The organism is Idiomarina fontislapidosi (genome assembly GCF_003226255.1).
Lineage (GTDB): Bacteria > Pseudomonadota > Gammaproteobacteria > Enterobacterales > Alteromonadaceae > Idiomarina > Idiomarina fontislapidosi.
Genome location: NZ_QJST01000002.1, coordinates 390,769 through 410,662, shown reverse-complemented (window position 1 = coordinate 410,662; position 19,894 = coordinate 390,769). Strand labels below are relative to the sequence as shown.

The 19,894-nt window shown below is 47.1% G+C and carries 14 protein-coding genes and 2 pseudogenes; 5 read left to right on the top strand and 11 right to left on the bottom strand.

What is annotated here, in order from left to right; genetic code table 11:
* From DFP83_RS04490 to DFP83_RS04475, 4 genes are read right to left on the bottom strand one after another with little or no spacing between them, the layout of a single operon-like run.
* Positions 1-2,235, bottom strand: a complete 2,235-nt coding sequence (locus tag DFP83_RS04490; RefSeq protein ID WP_110573574.1) for a cellulose biosynthesis cyclic di-GMP-binding regulatory protein BcsB — start codon at positions 2,233-2,235, stop codon at positions 1-3.
* The gene (bcsA, locus tag DFP83_RS04485; RefSeq protein ID WP_110573573.1) at positions 2,232-4,748 is read right to left on the bottom strand and encodes a UDP-forming cellulose synthase catalytic subunit; all 2,517 of its coding nucleotides are present in this window, start codon (positions 4,746-4,748) and stop codon (positions 2,232-2,234) included. Before bcsA ends, DFP83_RS04490 begins: the two co-directional genes overlap by 4 nt.
* Positions 4,733-5,482 carry a cellulose synthase operon protein YhjQ/BcsQ gene (locus DFP83_RS04480; protein WP_157981518.1) on the bottom strand — a complete coding sequence of 250 codons (750 nt, stop codon included), beginning with the start codon at positions 5,480-5,482 and terminating at the stop codon, positions 4,733-4,735. The genes bcsA and DFP83_RS04480 overlap by 16 nt, the downstream gene beginning before the upstream one ends.
* 1 nt (position 5,483) lies before the next feature.
* On the bottom strand, positions 5,484-5,699 hold the full coding sequence (locus tag DFP83_RS04475; protein ID WP_110573569.1) for a hypothetical protein: 216 nt from the start codon (positions 5,697-5,699) through the stop codon (positions 5,484-5,486).
* Positions 5,700-5,824: 125 nt separating this feature from the next.
* On the opposite strand from DFP83_RS04475, the gene DFP83_RS04470 reads away from it, so the two are divergent.
* Positions 5,825-7,384, top strand: a complete 1,560-nt coding sequence (locus DFP83_RS04470; RefSeq protein ID WP_110573567.1) for a BcsE family c-di-GMP-binding protein — start codon at positions 5,825-5,827, stop codon at positions 7,382-7,384.
* A 179-nt stretch (positions 7,385-7,563) separates the two neighbouring features.
* Positions 7,564-9,171: a cellulose biosynthesis protein BcsG gene (gene bcsG, locus DFP83_RS04460; RefSeq protein ID WP_110573563.1), complete on the top strand. Its 1,608-nt coding sequence runs from the start codon at positions 7,564-7,566 to the stop codon at positions 9,169-9,171.
* A gap of 106 nt (positions 9,172-9,277) precedes the next feature.
* Here the strand turns inward: bcsG and DFP83_RS13785 are convergent.
* The 5 genes and pseudogenes from DFP83_RS13785 to DFP83_RS04440 form a co-directional block, all read right to left on the bottom strand.
* Positions 9,278-9,653 (bottom strand): annotated as a pseudogene (locus DFP83_RS13785) (methyl-accepting chemotaxis protein); the annotation flags it as partial.
* A 177-nt stretch (positions 9,654-9,830) separates the two neighbouring features.
* Positions 9,831-10,925, bottom strand: a pseudogene (locus tag DFP83_RS13780) (PAS domain-containing protein); the annotation flags it as partial.
* Positions 10,926-11,030: 105 nt separating this feature from the next.
* On the bottom strand, positions 11,031-12,023 hold the full coding sequence (locus DFP83_RS04450) for a catalase family peroxidase (RefSeq protein WP_110573559.1): 993 nt from the start codon (positions 12,021-12,023) through the stop codon (positions 11,031-11,033).
* A gap of 60 nt (positions 12,024-12,083) precedes the next feature.
* Entirely contained in the window at positions 12,084-13,067 is a 984-nt protein-coding gene (locus tag DFP83_RS04445) for an LLM class flavin-dependent oxidoreductase (RefSeq protein WP_110573557.1), read from the bottom strand.
* Position 13,068: 1 nt separating this feature from the next.
* Positions 13,069-13,806: an SDR family oxidoreductase gene (locus tag DFP83_RS04440; protein WP_110573554.1), complete on the bottom strand. Its 738-nt coding sequence runs from the start codon at positions 13,804-13,806 to the stop codon at positions 13,069-13,071.
* A 167-nt stretch (positions 13,807-13,973) separates the two neighbouring features.
* Here DFP83_RS04440 and DFP83_RS04435 point away from each other — a divergent pair, with 167 nt between their 5' ends.
* Positions 13,974-14,606 (top strand): YiaD family glycine zipper/OmpA-like lipoprotein, encoded by a 633-nt coding sequence (locus tag DFP83_RS04435; protein WP_110573552.1) that lies wholly within the window; start codon positions 13,974-13,976, stop codon positions 14,604-14,606.
* A gap of 13 nt (positions 14,607-14,619) precedes the next feature.
* Here DFP83_RS04435 and DFP83_RS04430 read toward each other — a convergent pair whose 3' ends face one another.
* Complete coding sequence (locus DFP83_RS04430) at positions 14,620-15,525, bottom strand: SPFH domain-containing protein (protein WP_181416365.1); 906 nt, start codon at positions 15,523-15,525, stop codon at positions 14,620-14,622.
* 207 nt (positions 15,526-15,732) lie between these two features.
* Between DFP83_RS04430 and DFP83_RS04425 the strand changes: the two genes are divergently transcribed.
* Both DFP83_RS04425 and DFP83_RS04420 read left to right on the top strand, forming a co-directional pair.
* Positions 15,733-17,574 (top strand): S8 family serine peptidase, encoded by a 1,842-nt coding sequence (locus DFP83_RS04425; protein ID WP_110573550.1) that lies wholly within the window; start codon positions 15,733-15,735, stop codon positions 17,572-17,574.
* 371 nt (positions 17,575-17,945) lie between these two features.
* The gene (locus DFP83_RS04420) at positions 17,946-19,019 is read left to right on the top strand and encodes a methyl-accepting chemotaxis protein (RefSeq protein ID WP_157981519.1); all 1,074 of its coding nucleotides are present in this window, start codon (positions 17,946-17,948) and stop codon (positions 19,017-19,019) included.
* Here DFP83_RS04420 and DFP83_RS04415 read toward each other — a convergent pair.
* Positions 19,016-19,849, bottom strand: a complete 834-nt coding sequence (locus tag DFP83_RS04415; protein WP_110573546.1) for an NAD-dependent protein deacetylase — start codon at positions 19,847-19,849, stop codon at positions 19,016-19,018. The genes DFP83_RS04420 and DFP83_RS04415 overlap by 4 nt on opposite strands.
* Positions 19,850-19,894: the final 45 nt, after the last annotated feature.

Genomic DNA, 19,894 nt, shown 5'->3' with positions numbered 1-19,894 from the left:
TTACTCCCCTTGCTTGCGTTTAGCGTTGCTGCGCAACCAACGGTACAAACCAAGTGCAACCACTAAGATAGCGAATAACACGACTAGCACCAATATAATCGGGTGCTGCGCGGTATGATATTTGACTTGGTTCCAGAAGCTTAAATCGCCTATAAAATACTGTTGTGTCGCCGCGTAGTGCGCAATCCCGGCGACCGAGACCAGACTCAAGAAACCATGAAATTGATTGCTATCGCTGGGAGAAAGCAGGCGCTCTCGTAACATTTTAAGGTGTTCATCGGAGGTGGCTGTTTGCATAATTACCGATGCCGAAGAATTCAATGGCGATTGAAATGCAACGAGCGCTGCCAGCGGACCGCTATTATTCAATACCGCGTTAGGGTTGGAAAATAGCTGTGCTTGTCTCGCAAGTTTGTGACCCAGTAATTGCGCGGTTAGATTTTTGTCGCCAAACCGTTTAAGAAACTGTTGCGTAGCACTTTGCCCAAGAACTAAGATGTCTTGGCTGGCAGTGGTTTCGATGTCACTTACGTGGGTAACGTTGAGATTGAAAACAGGGAATCCTGTCGAAGCGCTCATTTTCACCATATTAGCTAAAAAGAGCGAGAGCAGCTCGTGACTGGGCTGTTCATCTAACACGACTAAAGTATTTGATAGGTCATCGTAGCGCGAGAATGGGTAGCCGGCTTTTGCGAACAGTTGCAAATCCGGAAGTTGTGCATAATGGTCAAAACCTACAAGATCGATGCTACTTGAGCCATCGATCGCACCAACAGATGAGTTGGCAGGCTGCAGGTTACAAGCAGAACCCACCTGACTAAACTCAAAGTCGAATTGGATCTGGTTAATAACTCCCAGCTTGAAAGCGGGCAGTTCTAGGTTATTACCCCGCAATAATGGGGTATCAATTATGGGGACACGAAGCTCACCATCACCACTAGCCGCACCTGATTTATCAAGCTTAAATGATTTTACAAACTCATTGTTTATTGAAACAAGCAGTCGACTGTCATCGGTCATTATTGGCGGAGTATAGCGATATTCTAAATCTAAAGGGACCCCCGATTTTTGCCAAATAAATAAATCAGGTGGTAATCTAAGAGCAAGTGAAATCGGTGCTGATTTAAAGCCTTTTCGTTGTAACTCGCTGGCATCATTGACTAGCTCTGAGAATTTCACCTCACGCTGCGTAGAGACCCAGTTGGGGGCAAGGTACGGTTCGCGTGGTTTGGCATCAAACTGATTAAACGTTGCGTAGGATCCGCTCAGTGAACCCGCCGCAGCCGCTAACGCTTGTGCTGCATCAACTAGACCGGCGTCATCGGGCGCCATAATAGCCAGTACTTTAAGCTCTGAGTAAACTGGGTGCTCGAGCATTTCTACTCGTGGCTGTGTGATGGTGGGCAGTTGTGTAAACGCCGCTGGACGTTGGTCATTAGTCATAAAGACTACGGCATGTTGTTTACCCCAAGGCGTGAGCAGCCGCTCGCTGGCCGAACGTTTTTGTTGATAACGCTTTGGTGTGATGTCGAGCACTCGCCACTGTGTTTCACTCGCAAAATAACTGGCTAAGATCCCCGCACTGGTTAGTAACTCTGTGCTCTGTTGTTCGGGCAGAAAAAAGGGGATGTCAATATTAGAAAAATCTGACTGATAGAAAAAGGGTTCTGGGAAATAGGCGAGCTCGCTCGTGACTGGAAGCTGGAGATAACTCACGTTAATTTGGCTACCGGATAAAATTTCGAACCACGTGCTGCCGCTTGGCGCGCGGCATTGTTCACTGGTACTTTGTGCGATGAGTTCAAATGTAATTCTGTTGTAATCGGTAAATAAAGGCGCCGGTAAGTCGATTTCTGCGCTTTGTACCGAGTCTGCGTTGCGATTTTCTAAAGTGATCGTTTTTACCGTTTCGGAGTTCAGTAGTATGTTGACTTGGCTGACGTCTCCCAGAATGGCGGGTGAAAAACGGTAATTGAGGGTCAAGGTGGCACTATCAACTAAGCGATCGGCACGGCTGCCTAAACCAAGCTCAAGAAAGGGGTTAAAACCGTCTAGGCGCAGTTGTTGCAGCGAGGTCAGTGAATTGACAGGATACTGTGAACGGTGGGTCAACCCCGTAGATTCACTGGTTGGTTCTTCGGTTAATAACGCTTCTTGTGCCTTAACAGGCGTCAATAAAAGCGCGCTTACGATGACACCGGCAACCGTGGACAACACTAACTGACGCATATTCATGATTTTTTCGCCTTTCCTGGGTAAATAGGCAAAAACGTTGCTAGTCTTTGCCAGATCCAATTTAAATGTTTGAAAAAAGGGAGTAAGTACGGCGCTATTTGCGCTGCAATTCGTTGATAACCGGTCAGACCGTAACCAATCACTTCACGCAAACTCGCGAGCGGTTGCTCTTCTTGATGTGGTCGCCACCCGAGCCAAGCATCAAGTCTGCCGAACGTTGCCATAACAAAGGCTTGTTCTTCTTCTGCATTGGCAAATTTTAGTTCGACCCCGGCTACTTGTTCGCGGCATGAAATCACTTCGGCACGCAAGGCGCGTCGAGACGTCGCTTGTCGAATATTGATGTGAATCGACTGCCCGGGGTGTAGCAGTTGATTACTCGGCAGAAGAAGGCCGACGCCTTGTGCTGAAAAGTCGACCATTCGTGCACTAAAACTATGTTCACTGTTGGTCACGATATGTATTGGGATATCAACGGCAACACGGTGAGCTGTACGTTGCTGTCTCGCTTCTTCAGCGACGGCTACAGCGCCCCCCAGAATGATGAGATTATAGGTCAGCCAAACCATGTTAATAATCACGGTCAATTGTTGGTCGTCCTCGATGGTGAAGAACTTGTAGACGCCAAAAATAAAACCCAGTAGAGACACCAAAACCAACACGATGTAGGGCGTTGAGATCTGCCAGTTAAAATAATTCTTATCGACACGTTGCCCTTTGGATGTGACATTGAATTTGCCTTTATGCGGTGCAAAAAGAGCGACTGTAGTCGGCTTAAGAATGTACCAAGCAAGAACCGTTTCGTACATTTCCGCCCAAAACGAATGGCGATACTTACCTTGTTTACGTGAGTTAGTTAAATTGGCATGAATGATATGGGGGAGTGCATACACGGCTATCATTACGGCTGGCGCATAAACGATATAGCTTCCGAGTAGCAGGAAAGCCAGTGGCGCGGTTAAAAAGATAAGTCGTGGTCCGCCATTTAAAAAATAGAGCATCGCGTTGCTGTAGCAGAGCCTCTGAGCCCAATTTAAACCCTTTCCTAGTAATGGATTATCGAGTCTAAAAATCTGCGCCATTCCGCGTGCCCAGCGCATCCGCTGCCCGATATGATCGGCTAAACTCTCGGTTGCCAGACCTGCGGCCAATGGAATATTGAGGTATGCGGTTTGATAGCCTTGGCGGTGCAGTTTTAGGGCGGTGTGAGCGTCTTCTGTTACGGTTTCAACCGCGATGCCGCCGACTTCTTCGAGTGGCACGCGTTTTAGTACAGCGCATGATCCACAGAAGAATGAGGCATTCCACATATCATTGCCATCTTGGATGAGTCCGTAAAACAGCTCGCCTTCGTTCGGCCGGTTACGGAAGATGGATAGGTTACGCTCAAAGGGGTCGGGCGAAAAAAAGTGATGCGGTGTTTGTACCAACGCCAATTTATCATCTTTAAAAAACCAACCCATGGTCATTTGTAAAAAGCCCCGAGTGGGCACATGGTCACAGTCAAAAATTGCGATGTATTCGCCGTTGGTTTGGGTTAACGCATGATTCAGGTTGCCCGCCTTAGCATGAACGCTATTAGGACGAACGATGTAACCTATGCCTAACTGTTCACAAAACTGTTTGTAATCATTGCGTTTGCCATCATCAAGCAAATAAACGTTTAGCTTTTCCGCGGGCCATTCTATCGCCTGTGCTGCCATGATGGTTGGTTTTACCACAGCAAGGGGCTCGTTGTAGGTCGGTATATATATATCGACGCTCGGCCATTTATCGAGATCCGAAGGCAGTTGCGCGATCTTCCGTTTGAGCGGCCAAACCGTTTGCATGTAGCCGAACAACAGGATAATCCACGCGTATATTTCAGCGCTCAATAGAATAAATCCGAGTGTACCGTCGAGCGGGTGACTCCAGTTAATCGTTTCGGTGATGCGCCAGTAGATGTAGCGCGTACTGACGAAAAAAGAGAGTAGCATCATCACGATCATTGGAAACTGCCCCGCTTGTTTACGCACCCACAGAGCGATCCCCCAGAATATCAACAAAAGTAGTCCTTGTTGCGCGGCATCCATCGGTAGAGTCAGGACAAAGGCCAGGGTCGCCAGCCCCAGTGCTAACAAGCTTAGATTGGCACGTCGTTCACTACGCACAAAAGGTCTGAGAGGCGTTGTTGCTAGCGTGAGCATGCGGCTAATGAAGCCTGTAATCGAGCGCAGCCAGTCGATACGTTTGGGAGTGGTCGATGTTGAGGAGGTAACCGACGAACGAGGGGGTTGATAAATGAAGGCAAGCCATACTATTTGGATCAGCCAACGAACCGGGTCAAGTGGGCGCATTTGACGTTGTTCGAGTTGTGGTAACCAATAGGCTGCGCCCTGATCGTTTAGATGCAGTGTGTGTGGGCGATTAATAAAGACTAAATCTAAAATTAAGGCGCCGAACAGCCGAATGCTCGCCAATCGACTCCGCGACTGACGGGCTTCGCGCCATTGCTCGACTAAGCGTTTGAACATCGTTTCATAATCCAGCTTGCCAACTCGGTAAAATCGGCATTGGCGCTTGCTGCGATACTGTACTCGTAACAACTTTGCTGGGTCGCAAGGGCCTCAGCAATGTGTTGGTCGCGCATAATGCTGATGTCCGTGGTGACGTCGTCGGCTAATTCGTGATGAATAATGTTGCTAATATCGCGGTTGAGTTCTAACTGTGGTGCTACACCGTTTTCGATAAACAAGAACGCTTCAGGAACGCCGTCATTGAGTTGCTGGCGTTTTATAAACTGCTGTAAGCGTGGGTAGACACGGGGCTCCGCCTGCCAAACACATAAGTGTAAGTCAACGTGCTGTATTAACGCCTTATATAGACGTTCACAATGGCTGGGGAGATTAATAATTAGCATGCCCTCTGGCTCATGCTTTAACCACTCAAGCCAGGCAACAGGGTCGCTTTCAATACGATTGAGCAAGGCTTGATAGCCCTCATTGACCTCACCTAAAGGCAGAAATGTGGCGCCAAAGTCGCTTTGAAAAGCAAAATCTAGACTGTCTTGGGCATTGTCCATGAAGCCTTGCGCCCAGCCTCCTGTTTGTTGCAAAGGCATGCCGTACCACAGACGCAAGTCGTTGTGGCTACAGACATCGATCGATCTCACCTTGGTGCCTTGTCTTAGCATGGCATTGCTCACGTTGGCGACGATGGCCGTTGCCCCCGCTCCTGAAAATAAGCTTTGTACCGTGATGATAGCCAATTTATTCGGTACCCCGTGCAGCGTTGTTATTATCTTCTTGGCAAAGCGCCTTTAAATCGGTTGCAAATAAACGCCAATAGGCTCGCGAGCGTTGGACCCTTACTGGAGTGTTAATTTCTAGAAACTGATCTTGCTGCCACCCTGACACATGTTTCTGAAAATTCTCAGCTTCTTGAGTGACTTGAGACAAGCTGTTACGCCAAAGTTTATTTATCATAATGTTTAGTTAAAAAAATTTTAACGCAATTTATATTGTAATAATTATGATATAAAATTAGTATTCATACAACATCATTATAGGTGCGCATTAACTAAACAATTTTTTTAAGGACGTTATGACTCGTGAGTACTGAACTGGGTCGATTGATTGGCGATAAACATCTTTTGCCAGCCCTACAGCAAGGGGAAGTACACGCCTGTTTGAGTGATAGTCGAAACTGGTTATTGAGTTTGGTTAAAGAATTAAGTAACGATAATGCGACTCAAGTATTGTTATCTCGCGACACCCATCGATTACTTAAACAGGTTGATGTTAATGCACCGTTAACATCTTATGCAGGTGTGGCGGAGTGGAAGTATCGCTCAAAAATGCGTCAGTCCGATTTATTTAACCTCCTCGATAAACTTGGCGAGCATGCAGATTGCATTGTCTTCATTTCACAGTTCTCTGATCCCTTAATCGCTCACCTTTTAAATGACCGCGAAACGCTGCTGCTATTGGCGCGCTGGGCGCTTAACCGAAATAAGCTGGTTTGGGTCGCATACTTGGGCGACGAAGCGACGCCGTTAGGACGTAGTTGGCTGAGAGCGCACCGAATGAGTTTTACATCAATGCATTTAATGGAGGAGGGACGCCCATTCTCCGTCTGGACTATTATGCATTGGTTTGTCGGCGATGATTTGTTGCAAGAGGAAATTACGCTTCAGCGTCTATCCGATCAACAAGGGGGAGGTTACTTAAAAGTAACGCCGTTTGATAAAGAAGGTTCAACGACGTTTAAGCGTTTGGCAGGCTCAATGGTATATACGGTAAAAGAGGCCGTAAAGCCGACTGAAATCGCCCCAAATCATTGGCAGACTGTCCCTCAGAAGGGACGTTTAGAGGTGTTTTTTAAACAGGGTAGTAACGATGTATTAATTATCAATGATTCGTTTACTGCGACGCGTAAACAACTTATTGAGCAAGTCTACCGTATACGAAGTGTTGTAGGTCCTTTTCTTAAAATTATTATCCGTGAAGTTGACTTCAGGATTCGTCACCATGACGAACGCATTTTAATTAATGCGGGTGCCACCTACGTTGCGCCAAAGTCACTGTCGCTTGATGATATCGATAGTATTATCGACTGTTTATCGCAATGGCAATTTGAGGGAAGTCTTCCGGAACTTGCCACCTTACAACAGTTATTTGTACCTTCTGAGGTCGAAGGTTATTTGGCGCCTCCCGTTTTTAACCAGCAAGTGCGACAAATGACGGAGTTGGCAAATTATCAGAAAGTAGATATTCAGCTCATCGTGGGTGTGGTGGCGACCGGCATAAAACCTGAGGCGATATTGTCGCGTTTTGCCGTTAGACGCCAAGGTGACGTTTGCACCGCTGTTGGTAATACGGTTTATATATTTTTGTTTGCCTGCGAAAAGGCGGAAGTGGATCGTACCTTGTTGCAATTACTCGGTTTTTCCTCTCGTAACCTGTTTAGCCGCGAAGCCCGGTTTGAGTCAACTTTTGCCGTAAAAGAGGCGCTCGATGAATTAAGCGTGCTGGCTGATATTCAAGGCTGGATAGAGCCTGAACTTATTACTCCTGTGATTGATAAAAACGTCAGTGATAATCAATTCGAGTACTTCCACCCGTTACCCGCCCGCGTTAATCGTATGAGAGGGGACCCGGACGATGCCTGAGCATGTTGCAGAACTTTATATTATCCTCAGTTTTATACTGGGCGTGCTGGCGGGCTGGTTGACACTCGCAAGTTGGCGCTGGATCGCTAGCCGTCTTGCGAGCTTAACGGTTAGGTTTGGCTTTGTTCGTATCATTAGTAAGCCGCGGCGAAATAAGCCATTAAAGGGATCCGAAAAACATGGATAATCGTCAATATCAGTTATTCCGTGAACAGTGGCTAAGCAGTGCGCTGTTTAGCTTGCGGAGCCCTGGTAAGTGGTCGTTTGTATTTTTATTAAAAGCGGTACTGTGTTGGCTGTCGTTGATGTCTTTTTCGACCGTATATAATTTGGCTGTGTTTGCTTTAATTATTGTTCCAATCAACCGCCAGTGGGTTTCTCGTATTAGAGATATTTTGATTTGGCCACTGATGATTGCCTTGTTTTATTACGATAGCTATTTACCGCCCGTCGACTCATTGCTTAATAACCTGACTCAGCTCGCGCAGTTTAGTTTCGGTTACTGGTTAGAGCTTGCCGAACGCTATATTTCGATGGCGATGATTGCTTGGTTAGTGGTGGCTTGGATCGTATTCCTGTATTTTCAGAATATATTTAGAATGGGTAGCGTAGCATTCTTGGCTATTGTGGTAACGGGCATTTATTTTCAAACTACAGACGATCAAGGTCCGCTGGTTGATATACAACCCGTTGTTACGGAGCAAGTAGGTGATGTGAGTGCAGAAACGCCTGCGAGCTTTATTGATGAGTTTTATCAAGCGCAAAACCAATGGTATAAGGAGCTACCTGCTCTCAGTTTGACTGATACTAACCCGTTTGACATCTTATTGGTTAATATGTGCTCAATCTCGTGGGCAGATATAAAGGCAGTTGGACTCGAGAATCACAGATTGTTTTCTGAGTTTGATATTATTCTGGATAATTATAATTCTGTTTCTTCTTATTCTGGCCCCTCGGCGCTGCGTATCCTTCAGGCGAGTTGTGGTCAAAAGCCACACCAACAAATTTATCAACCGAATCGACAGTGCCTACTCGCTGAAAACCTTGCAGCGCTGGGATTTAGTGCAGAACTATTTATGAATCATGATGGTGAGTTTGATAACTTTAAGTCATCGTTAATGAGTAGCGGTGGGCTAAACACCTTCAGAAATATTCAACAACAGCTTTTACCGACAATGGTTGCTTTTGATGGCGCAGCTGTTTTTGACGATAAACAAGTCATTGAGGGGTGGATGAGCGAGAATGAGGCAGGACAAGCGCGATTTGGCTTCTATAATTCACTCACCTTGCACGATGGCAACCGCCGTTTAAACTCGACACAAAATAGCTTACAGAGCTACAAAGAACGTGCCGTACTGATGTTTGAACAGTTGATAAGTATCATTGACCAAGCGGAACAGCAAAACCGTAAATTGTTGCTTATCGTCGTGCCAGAACACGGTGCAGGGCTGACGGGCGACGGCGTTCAGTTAGCAGGGTTACGCGAGGTCCCCACCTATTCATTGACACATGTGCCCGTGCTATTCAAATTGATTGGTGCGGATAGCGCAAACTCAAAGCCTATCCGTGTGACAAAACAAACGAATCAAAATGCGATTTCCTCGCTGATTATCAATACTTTGGCACAACAGCCTTTTTCGGGCGGCCGTTATCAGCCACAAGCACTAGCGGACGCGATTCCCGCGACCGAGTGGGTCAGTGAGAACAAAGACATCCGCTTCATGTTGTGGCAGGACAAACAGGTATTAAAACTTAAAGGCCAAAATTGGGTTGAAATCCGCGATTAACCCTCACGTCGATTAAGTTTTTCTAATGTGCTAGACAGCTCAACAAGCAGGTGGTGATTGTTTGAGACAACGCTGTCAATCTCGTTTGCGGACTGACTGGCCTTGCCAGCAAGTCCACGAACTTCATCCGCAACGACTGAAAATCCTCGACCCGCTTCGCCAGCACGTGCGGCTTCAATGGCTGCATTCAGTGCAAGTAGGTTGGTTTGATCAGCAATTTGATTGATGCTCGATACCATCGCGTTGATATTTTCGCCAGACTGTTGTAACTGCTTCATGACTTTCTCGCTGGTTCTAACGACAAGCAAGCGCTCAGAAATGTCAGCACCAAACAGCACTATTTTGGTGAGTTTGCCCGTTACGTCGAAAATACCCGCAAATGTCGCAGCGATGCCAATTTCCTTTTGTTTTAGCGGAATAACGACTTCTTTCTGTACACTGGTACCCTGTTTGAGCGTTTCATATTGGGTTGAGCTCAGCATTGTTTTCCAATGGCCTAACGCTTGCCCGAATTGCTTAGCGTCTACTTTATAATGTTTGGTGGCAAATTCGTTCACACTACTGAGTTCACCATTTTCAAGCCACTCGACCATAAGCGTTGATTGACTGATTGCCTTGAACCGAGCCTCGTACTCCATCGCTTTTGATTTAACGGCCGTAATATCGGCAAGAATAATAATGAAATGCGTATGCTGACCTCGGTTATCAAAAACAGGGTTACTTGTGACTGAGACCCAGAGTGATGAACCGTCTTGGCGGTGGACTTCGATTTCGTCATAAAATGCGTTGGGCGCTTCGAACTCTCTGACGATACGTTTGCGAGTTTCTTCATCGGTACGTTCGCCAATAATAAGCTCCCTGAGCGCATGACCTTGTGCCTCCTGGAGTGAGTAGCCTATCATGCGTTCAAAGCCGGCATTAACGTAGGACACTTTGCGCTGTGTGTCGGTAATAATGACCGCATTATCGGTTTCATTCGCCACCATGGAGAGCATTTTGATTTCGTCTTTCTTGCGTATGTCATCGGTAATGTCGGTGGCGAACTTAATGACTTTATAAACCTCGCCCCGCTGGTTTTTAATCGGGTTGTAGGTCGCGTGAATCCAGACGCGGTGGCCATTGCGCGTGACACGTTGATAATCCGCGGTTTGGTAGTTGCCTTGTCGTAGTTTTTTCCAGAAAGCCTGGTAATCCGATGATTGAGCCTCTTCGCTGGGAACAAATATGCGATGATGCTTACCGATGATTTCACTGGCTTTGTAGCCCATCAATGAGAGAAAGTTTTCGTTAGCCGTCAGGATCGTGCCATCGAGTGAAAATTCAATGACTGCCTGAGCTTTGTTTATGGCATCAATTTGCGCTTGGTACTCTGAGCGTTGTCTAACTTTTTCAGTAATATCAGACGCAAACTTAATGATCTTTCTGACTTTGCCCTGCTTTTTAACCGGTGTGTAAGAGGCGTGAATCCAGACTTCTTCACCGGATTTAGTGATACGGCGAAACTCGCGTGTCTGTGCTTGACCGTTGCGTAGCTGTTGCCAAAAACTTTGATACTGTTCACTGTTTGCTTCGCTCTTATCAACGAAGATCCGATGATGTCTGCCTTGCACCTCATTAAGCTCGTAACCCATGAGTACAAGAAAATTTTTGTTGGCGGTTTGAATAGTACCGTCCAAGTCAAATTGAATAACCGCTTGTGATTGGTGAATCGCTTCCACTACATCGCTAGCATCACCGTTAAACAAAGTAAACATAACTCCTCCATGAGGCAAACGTGCCTATGATGTATTATCGATTACTTTGTTAAAAAGTTAAGAGATTAAACACTCAATATTTAGAACGTTTAACCTCTAAAAAGTTTACTGCTTCTGCAAACGTTTGCCGAATGAGATGGCATAAGCGGGCGAACGTATTTGCAGTACGGGGTCCTGACTGGCTGAAATGCCGTCCGTAACCTGGTTAGGATCGAAGTTGATCGGTGTACACGCTTCGCCACCTGCTTCTGCTAGCGTCAGGGTGCCGACATTGACGGTTTCGCGGTCTTTTGGCCATACCTGTGACGGATCATTTAGCGGGTCGCCTGATTCGGCGAGATGCCAGTGCCACTCATAAGTCACTGCACCCTGCGAAATGCGATCCGACAAACGTTTGGCAAGAAACGAATGAGGCAATTTTTGCTGCTCTTGCTCAGTGAGTAACACTTCGCCTGCTTGAGGCACCAATGTCCAGCGAAACGCTTGCAGTTCACCGTTGGTTAATGTGGTATAAAATGTGTGAATACCAAAGTAGTTAGCCGATGTGTATTCAGCGGCTGGTTGATGGTTCTGCAACCATTCACCTTGGTGGGCTGCTTCGGGATTGTTTTTAAAGTAGGTTTCTCTATCAGCGGCTGTGGCCTCACCTTGAGCAATTGCATAGTTGATGCGCAACAAACCTAGAAACTGCTCTGGGTTTTTACCGGCAAACATCGGCGTTGTGAGCCCAGCAATTTTGTGTTGATTGCTATTAGGCAGGTCAAATAGCACTGCCATTCCCCGAGGGGCATTTGCCGCCTCATTGGCATTGGGGTTGCCGCCCCCCATCGAGAAGCGCACTGTAATCGCTGTATCTTCACTAAATAGAGGCGTGTCAAAACGCGCCTGAGCAGTAGCAGATGGTTGGAACGTACCGGCAGCGCAGACTCCTTTGGCATGTCCTTTGCGGATGCCAGGATGCTCACCACTGAGTTGCTGAAACACTTCGATAAAGTCATTGGCTGTTGCCGAAGTAGGGGCTTGCGTTATGGCTTGTTGCGCGACCGCAGTGGGTGCTGCCAGCGACAGTAGAGCGATAAAAATTGTTTTTGTTTGCATGGTTCACTCCTCGTAAAGTTCGAGCTTAATACGCGGAGTGAACACAAATAGATTGAGTATCTAATTAAATAGTATATCGGCGCCAATCTCAAAAGAACGTAAACGGTCATCAGTGTCATACGCGTTGCACGTTAATATCACTTCGTCGACTTGTGTTTGCTCGATAAACTGATTGAGGTGGCGAGCCACGGTGTCTTTAGTACCTACCGCGGTAAAATTAAGTGCGTGATTTGCAGCGGCGAGCTCATAGGGATCGGCGATCGCCTGAATATCGTCGACAGGCGGTTGCATACGCCCAGGCATACCGCGACGTAGACTAATAAATTGCTGTTGCATAGAAGTCATCATACGACGCGCATGTGTATCGCTGTCTGCGGCAAACAGATTGAGTGCTGCGGCGGCGTAAGGCTTATCAAGGTACCTCGACGGTTTAAACTGCTTTCGATAGAGCGTTAATGCATGACTTAAATGATCGGGCGCAAAATGAGAGGCAAACGCGTAGGGCAAGCCTAATCGAGCCGCTAATTGCGCGCCGAAGGTGCTCGAGCCTAACAGCCAAACAGGAATGTTTTGCTGAAAGCCCGGTACGGCTTTTATGGCGTCGGCGTCGTCTGCTTCGGCAAGGTATCCGAGCAACTCTTGCACATCATTAGGAAATTGCTCTGCGTCATTGGGTGAGCGTCTTAAAGCACGTAAGGTTTTTCCATCAGTGCCAGGAGCACGGCCTAAACCTAAATCAATACGGTTGGGATACAACGCATCAAGGGTACCGAACTGCTCGGCGACGATATAGGGTGGGTGATTGGGTAACATAATACCTGCAGACCCAACGCGTATGGTACGTGTTTGGCTCGCAATATGTCCCAACACAACCGCCGTGGCGGCACTGGCGATGCCCGTCATATTGTGGTGTTCGGCCATCCAGTAACGGTGATAGCCCCATTTTTCGGCGTGTTGCGCGATACGAACAGCGCTTTGCAGGGAATCAGCAACCGTGCCATTTTCTGGCACGGGCGCTAAATCCAAGATACTCACTTGCGGCAAACTACAACTCCTGCTTTGTAGGACGGATAATCATTTCATTGACGTCAACGTCGCCCGGTTGCTCGATTGCAAAGGTGATAGCACGTGCAATAGAGTCAGAGCTAATCGCGTCTTGGTATAAACCTTCCGCCATCTCTTTAGAATCCTTGTGACTGATATGGTCAGTCAATTCAGTACTTACGGCGCCCGGTGAAATGTTAGTCGCTCGTATTTCACCGTTTGATTCTTGGCGAATGCCTTCGCTGATTGCTTTAACGGCAAACTTCGTTGCGCAGTACACCGCTGCCCCCGGGAATACCACGTGACCTGCCACTGATGAGAGGTTGATGACGTGACCGGTTTTTTGTTTGCGCATGGTCGGTAACACCGCTGCAACACCGTACATTACACCTTTGATGTTAACGTCTATCATTTGGTCCCACTCGTCGATTTTCAACTCATCAAGTGGAGCCAATGGCATTAAGCCGGCATTATTAACTAACACATCAATGCGACCAAAGCGTTCTAGCGCTGCATCAGAAAGCGCTTGCACTTGCGCTTTATCGGTTACATCGACGGTTTTATAGATGGCTTCGCCGCCTTCGCTATTAATGGTATCCGTGAGCGCTTTTAGTCTATCTTCGCGACGTGCGCCGAGTACCAGTTTTGCGCCTTTGTGGGCGAGCATTTTAGCAGTTTCTTCGCCTAAACCGCTACTTGCACCGGTGATGATAACCACTTTGTTTGCTACTTCTGACATCTTTTACTCCGATTTACTCAATAGGTGTGACATGTTCTACGTGCCACAGCTATTTTGGATTGATCGCTTTGTTTCAAATAACGCGTAAAGATAATGAAAAGCGCTAATGATTTTTTGTAAAGACATGCTAGTTTTAACTGAAAATAATCATTCATCGAGGAATAGGTATGAATAAACGACTCGTCATTTTAGGTGTCGCAGGTGCGTTAGCATTGAGCGGTTGCTCGAATACCATGAACAACACACAAAAGGGGGCTGCGATTGGTGCAGTGGCAGGCGCGGTGATTGGTAAAGGTACCGGCGATCACGATAAGAGCCGTTATTTATGGGGGGCTGCTGTCGGTGCTCTGGCAGGCAGTGCTATTGGCAATTACATGGATAAGCAAGAAGAGGCGTTTCGTGAAGAGCTCTCGGGTTCTGGTGTACAGGTGATTCGAGACGGCGATAATATTCGCTTGCAGCTGCCTGGCAACATTACCTTTGCATCTGACAGTGCGAATATCTCACAGAACTTTTATCCTGTGCTAGAGGATGTAGCCGCGGTGCTTAATAAATACAACAAGACCACGATGATGATAGAAGGCCATACCGACAGCACAGGGTCAGCCGATCACAACCAACAGCTTTCGCTAAATCGTGCTAACGCGGTGCGTAATTACTTAGTCGGTTACGGCGTTGATTCACGCCGCGTCACGACGCAGGGCTTTGGTGAGAGTATGCCCGTTGCCAGTAATGATACTGAACAAGGGCGCCAACAAAACCGCCGCGTCGAATTACGTATTATTCCTAATCAGCAATAAATCCCACAAGAGGCTAGTCTTTAGCGCTAGCCTCATTGCCACGAATGACCGCTTGATTAAACTGTTCAAACTGAGTTGTTGGCATGGGCACCATGATGACCTTACTGTTCGCCGTATCCAATGCCGCTAGTGTGTCGACATAGTTAGTGAACTTGAGGAGATCAATCACATCGTGGGCGCTGATGTCACTATCTTCTTTACGTACGAGCGCAATACTTTCACTGAGACCTTCTGCAATTGCCTTACGTTGCCCTGCAATACCTTCACCTTGTAAGATTTTTGACTCTTTATCCGCTTCAGCTTTTTTGACTGCGAGGATTTTCTCAGCTTCTGCTTGGTGCTCCGCTGCACGGCGTTCACGTTCAGCTGCATTGATCTTGTTCATTGACTGTTTAACTTCTTCATCCGGATCAATATCTGTGACCAACGAAGCAATGATGTTAAAGCCGTAGCCTTCAATAACGCTTTCCAGCTCTGCTTGCACCGCATCACTAATGGCATCTTTGTTGTCAAAGACTTCATCGAGCGGTTGCTTTGGAATCTGCGCACGCACTGAGTTGAAAATGTAACTTTCCATTTGGCGTTCAGGATCTTCGAGTTGGTAGAAGGCATTATAAACCGCATCTTTATTTTCGACTCGGTACTGAACACTGACTCGAATAGTGACAAAGACATTGTCTTGTGTCTTGGTTTCGACGCTGACTTGCAACTCTCGCGTTCGCATCGACTGTTTGTGAGCGACCCTTTCAATAATAGGAATAATAAAATTTAAACCCGGTGTTAGCATGCGGCGATACTTGCCAAACAGCTCTATAACATAGACTTGCTGCTGCGGGACAATACGCACCGAGAGTATCAGCAAAATGATGATCGCTAAGATAATCAGTATGGTGGGCATAGGTGGTTGAAGTAGTGGCATTTTTATTCCTCAAAATAGATTGATGTTAAGCCATTGTGACATCGGCTTTAAGACAAATACAGACCTTGCTTATGCATTTTTGTGATGTCATTATGTGTAAATGTAATGTAAAATTGACGTCAACTTTGTTTACATAAAATATACATGTGTTAATGATATGTGTCTGGCTTTTGCCAGGTATCTTCAAATAACAAGAATAGGTTAACCATGTATAAACAAATAAATTCAAAGAAAAATCAAAGACTTGCCGTGTGGGTGAGTGCTGCATTATCGACCGCAGTGGTCCCCTCAGCTGTCGCGGTTAACCAATCATTTCAACCTCCAAAAGCGTCGGTCGGGCTTCCTAACCAGACGGTTCAACCGCAACAAGCACTGACGACCGGTTTTATTGTTACCTTCAAGGAACGTTCTCAAGTCCTGAATGAAGTCGCTAACCAAGCGGCCCAACGTGGTCTGAGTCGTGCTGCGGCAGTAGCCAATGCGGCGAGCCGAGTCGCACGAGACTTTTCTGCACAAACCGGTGGTTCGATTAAGTTTGAGCGTGAGATGGGTCTTGCAAACCACTTTGTGTTTGATCTGGACAAGAAAATTCCGCCTGGACAAGCCAAGAAAATGATGGCGCAAATTGCTAAACATCCAGAAGTGGCAACTGTCGAAGAAAACAAATTATTGCGCCACTTTGCCACACCAAATGATCCCGATTATAACGATCAGTGGCACTACTATGAGTCGACTGGCGGATTAAATGTAGAAAATGCTTGGAATAGTGTCACAGGTGTAGGCACTGTTGTTGCGGTATTGGATACCGGTTATCGTCCGCATGGTGATCTGGTCGGTAATATCTTACCTGGTTACGATATGATCTCGAACAGTTTCATTGGTAATGACGGTAATGGTCGTGACTCCGATGCCCGCGATCCGGGAGATTGGGTCAGCGCGGGTGCGTGTGGTAATGGCTATCCAGCGCAAGATCAAGACTCAAGCTGGCATGGAACGCACGTTGCTGGCACCATTGCTGCTGTGACAAATAATGGTCAGGGCGTTGCAGGCGTAGCTTACGGTGCGAAAGTCGTGCCTGTGCGTGTGTTAGGTCGTTGCGGTGGTACAACGGCTGATATCGCGGATGGTATTATTTGGGCATCGGGCGGTTCTGTTTCTGGTGTGCCAAGCAACGCCAACCCGGCCGACGTAATTAATATGAGCTTGGGTGGCCAGGGCTCATGCTCGAGCACAACACAGCAGGCGATTAATATTGCCCGCAATAATGGCTCTACCATTGTTGTAGCATCAGGCAATAGTAACGACAACTCGGCCAACTATAACCCTGGTAACTGTAGTGGTGTGGTCAACGTAGCAGCAACTAACCGCAATGGCAGTCGCTCATACTACTCAAACTATGGGTCTAATGTCGACGTAGCTGCACCAGGTGGTGCCATGTCTTACGCTAACGATCCAAATGGTGTGTTGTCGACTTATAACTCGGGAAGCAGCACGCCTGGAAGCGACAGCTATGGCTACAGCCAAGGTACCTCAATGGCGACCCCGCATGTCGCCGGTGTTGCCGCATTGATCAAAGAAGCCAACCCAAGCGCAAGCCCTGATGATGTTGAGAATATCTTAAAGCAAACGGCGCGGAGCTTCCCTGGCAGCTGTAGCGGCTGTGGCACGGGTATTGTTGATGCCAGTGGCGCAGTAACCAGTGCATCAGGCGGTGGCTCTGGTGATCCGGGTGACGGTGGTGCAACAGGTGGCGGCGGCAGCGTCAGCGACTTGTCTGCCTCAACGGGCAACTGGGTACGTTATACGATTGAAGTGCCTGCGGGTATGAGCAGCTTAGATATTGATATCTCAGGTGGCTCAGGTGATGCCGACTTATATGTCCAATACGGTAGCCAACCGGGTACGAATAGCTACGATTGCCGTCCTTACCTTAGCGGTAACACTGAAAGCTGTAGTTTCTCGAATCCGCAGTCGGGCACTTGGCATATTGGTATTCGTGCCTACCAGAGTTTTAGCGGTGTAACACTGGATGCTTACTATAACCCATAAGCTGTTATGGCTTTTATACAAGTTAAAGCAGGCGCATGAAGCCTGCTTTCTTGACTGTTAAACAACCTATGTGATTAATTAACCATCACTTGGCATTCAGAGCTACATTTTGGGTAGTATTCTGGCAACTTTTCAATTATTTTAATGCTTCAAGACCTTTTTTAGTGATTATTCATTTAAAATATAGAATGATGATGCCTTTTATAATAAAAGGCATATAGTAGTCGCTCATTAATGAGTCATGATAGCTGTTAATTAAATTTCAATGAGCCGTATCGATGAAGTTCAGAAAGTTGCCTGTAAAATCCCTCAACGCATTAAACCTTCTTTTAATCGTGTTAGTAACCATTAGTTTTGTTACAAGCCAATTCGTGAGTTCTTCACTATTTTTTGATGTTGCTATTTTTATTTTGCTTTTCATGGCGTTGTTGGTGGTGGTATTAACCCACAAAAGCCTCGGCTACGGACTGACTCAGCTTGATAAAATGGCAGAGGCGATTGGTGATGGTAATTTAGATGCGCGCGTGTCGCTTGATAAAGATAATGAATTTGGCCGCATCGCTCGTAACTTGAGCAGGGCGCTTAAACGCTTTCAACGTATTCTGCGCGAGGTCGATGTCTCGGCGGAGCAACTTAATAAACTCGCCGAAGAAACGTCCAAGAGCTCAGATCGTTCACGCTTGACCTCGGATAAACTTAGTGAACAATCAAGTCAATTAGCCACCAGTACCGAGGAAATGTCGATGAGCATGTCTGAGGTAGCCCAATCTATTGAAAGGGTGAACGACAGTGCAGAGCAGGTCGGTGAACTCAGTCAGAGTTCGAATGACCAGTTTCAGGCTTTGCTCGACCGTTTAAAAGCGCTCACTGCGGCTGTTTCACGATTCGATGTTAGTTTTGATCGAGTCGAAAAAAGTGCGAGCAAGATTCATGATTTTGTGGTCATCATCGAGAACATTGCTGAACAAACTAATTTGCTGGCGTTAAATGCCGCGATTGAGGCGGCGCGAGCGGGTGAGCAAGGACGTGGTTTTGCTGTGGTTGCCGATGAGGTAAGAGCACTAGCGCATAAGACCCAGCAGTCGACGAAAGATATTACTGCGATGACGGAGGAGTTACGCGCGCTGATTGCTGAGTCCGCAAAAACCTCTGATGAAGCGCTGACATCCTCTAAACATGCTGAGAGCATCGCTGATACAAGTATTAGCCAAGCGCAAACCATGTTGCAAATGATCGGTTCGATTAGCAATGAAATCGCCGCTGTACGTGATGCGACTCAGGAACAGAACCGAGCGACTGATTCAATCAGTGCTAACATTCAGACCCTCAGCGAGTTATGTGACGATGCATCCGATCAAGCGGATGGGTTGCACGATAACACCATGTCGTTGTCTGAGTTAAGTGAACGCATTGTTAAGGCGATGGATAAACTGGACGACGATTAGTCGTTCAGTAATTCATTTATTTGCCCCAACGTGTCGGCGATCGTTGCGTCTAACTTCACCGTCGCCAAGTCATCTGCACGGGTAATGCCCTGAGTCAGAATGATAACAGGCTTATTTTGTTGATGAGCGTAGCGCGCAAATCGAAAGCCGGAGAATACCTTTAACGAAGATCCCACTACCAGCAACCCTTGGCTGTCATCGATGGCCTTATAACAGGCTTCGACACGGGCTTTGGGTACGTTGTCACCAAAATAAACGACATCCGGTTTTAGAATGCCACCGCAGTGATCACAATCAATCAGTTTAAAATCATCGGTAGGCGCTGTGAGCACGGCGTCCCCATCGGGCTTAAGCGTGTTTGATGGTTGGTTGAACTGCGGATTGAGTTGCGCATAGCGGTGATGCAAATCAAAACGCGCCGATTTGCCGCCGCATGCCATGCATATGATATCATTAGCATAACCATGCAGGTTGATGACTGCTGTGCTGCCTGCCTTTTGATGCAGTCCGTCAACGTTTTGGGTAATGACAGTATCTACGTAACCGCGCTGTTGAAGTTGTGTGATAATGTGGTGCGCATGGTTGGGTTGCGCATGATACAGATTAAGCCAACCTGCTAGACTGCGCGCCCAATAACGTTTACGTGCTGAGTCATCCGCCATGAAGTCATGATGCTGCATGGGCGGCGCGTGTACCCATTGTCCTTGCGCATTACGATAAGCAGGTATACCTGAGTCGGTACTGATACCCGCACCGGACAGCACAGTAAAAGGGGCATTGTCACGCAAAAGTTGGGTCGCGCTGGCTATTTCAGACACTGGATCATACATAAAAATTGAACTTCTTCTGAATAGTAGGGTCTAGTGGATTGCGTT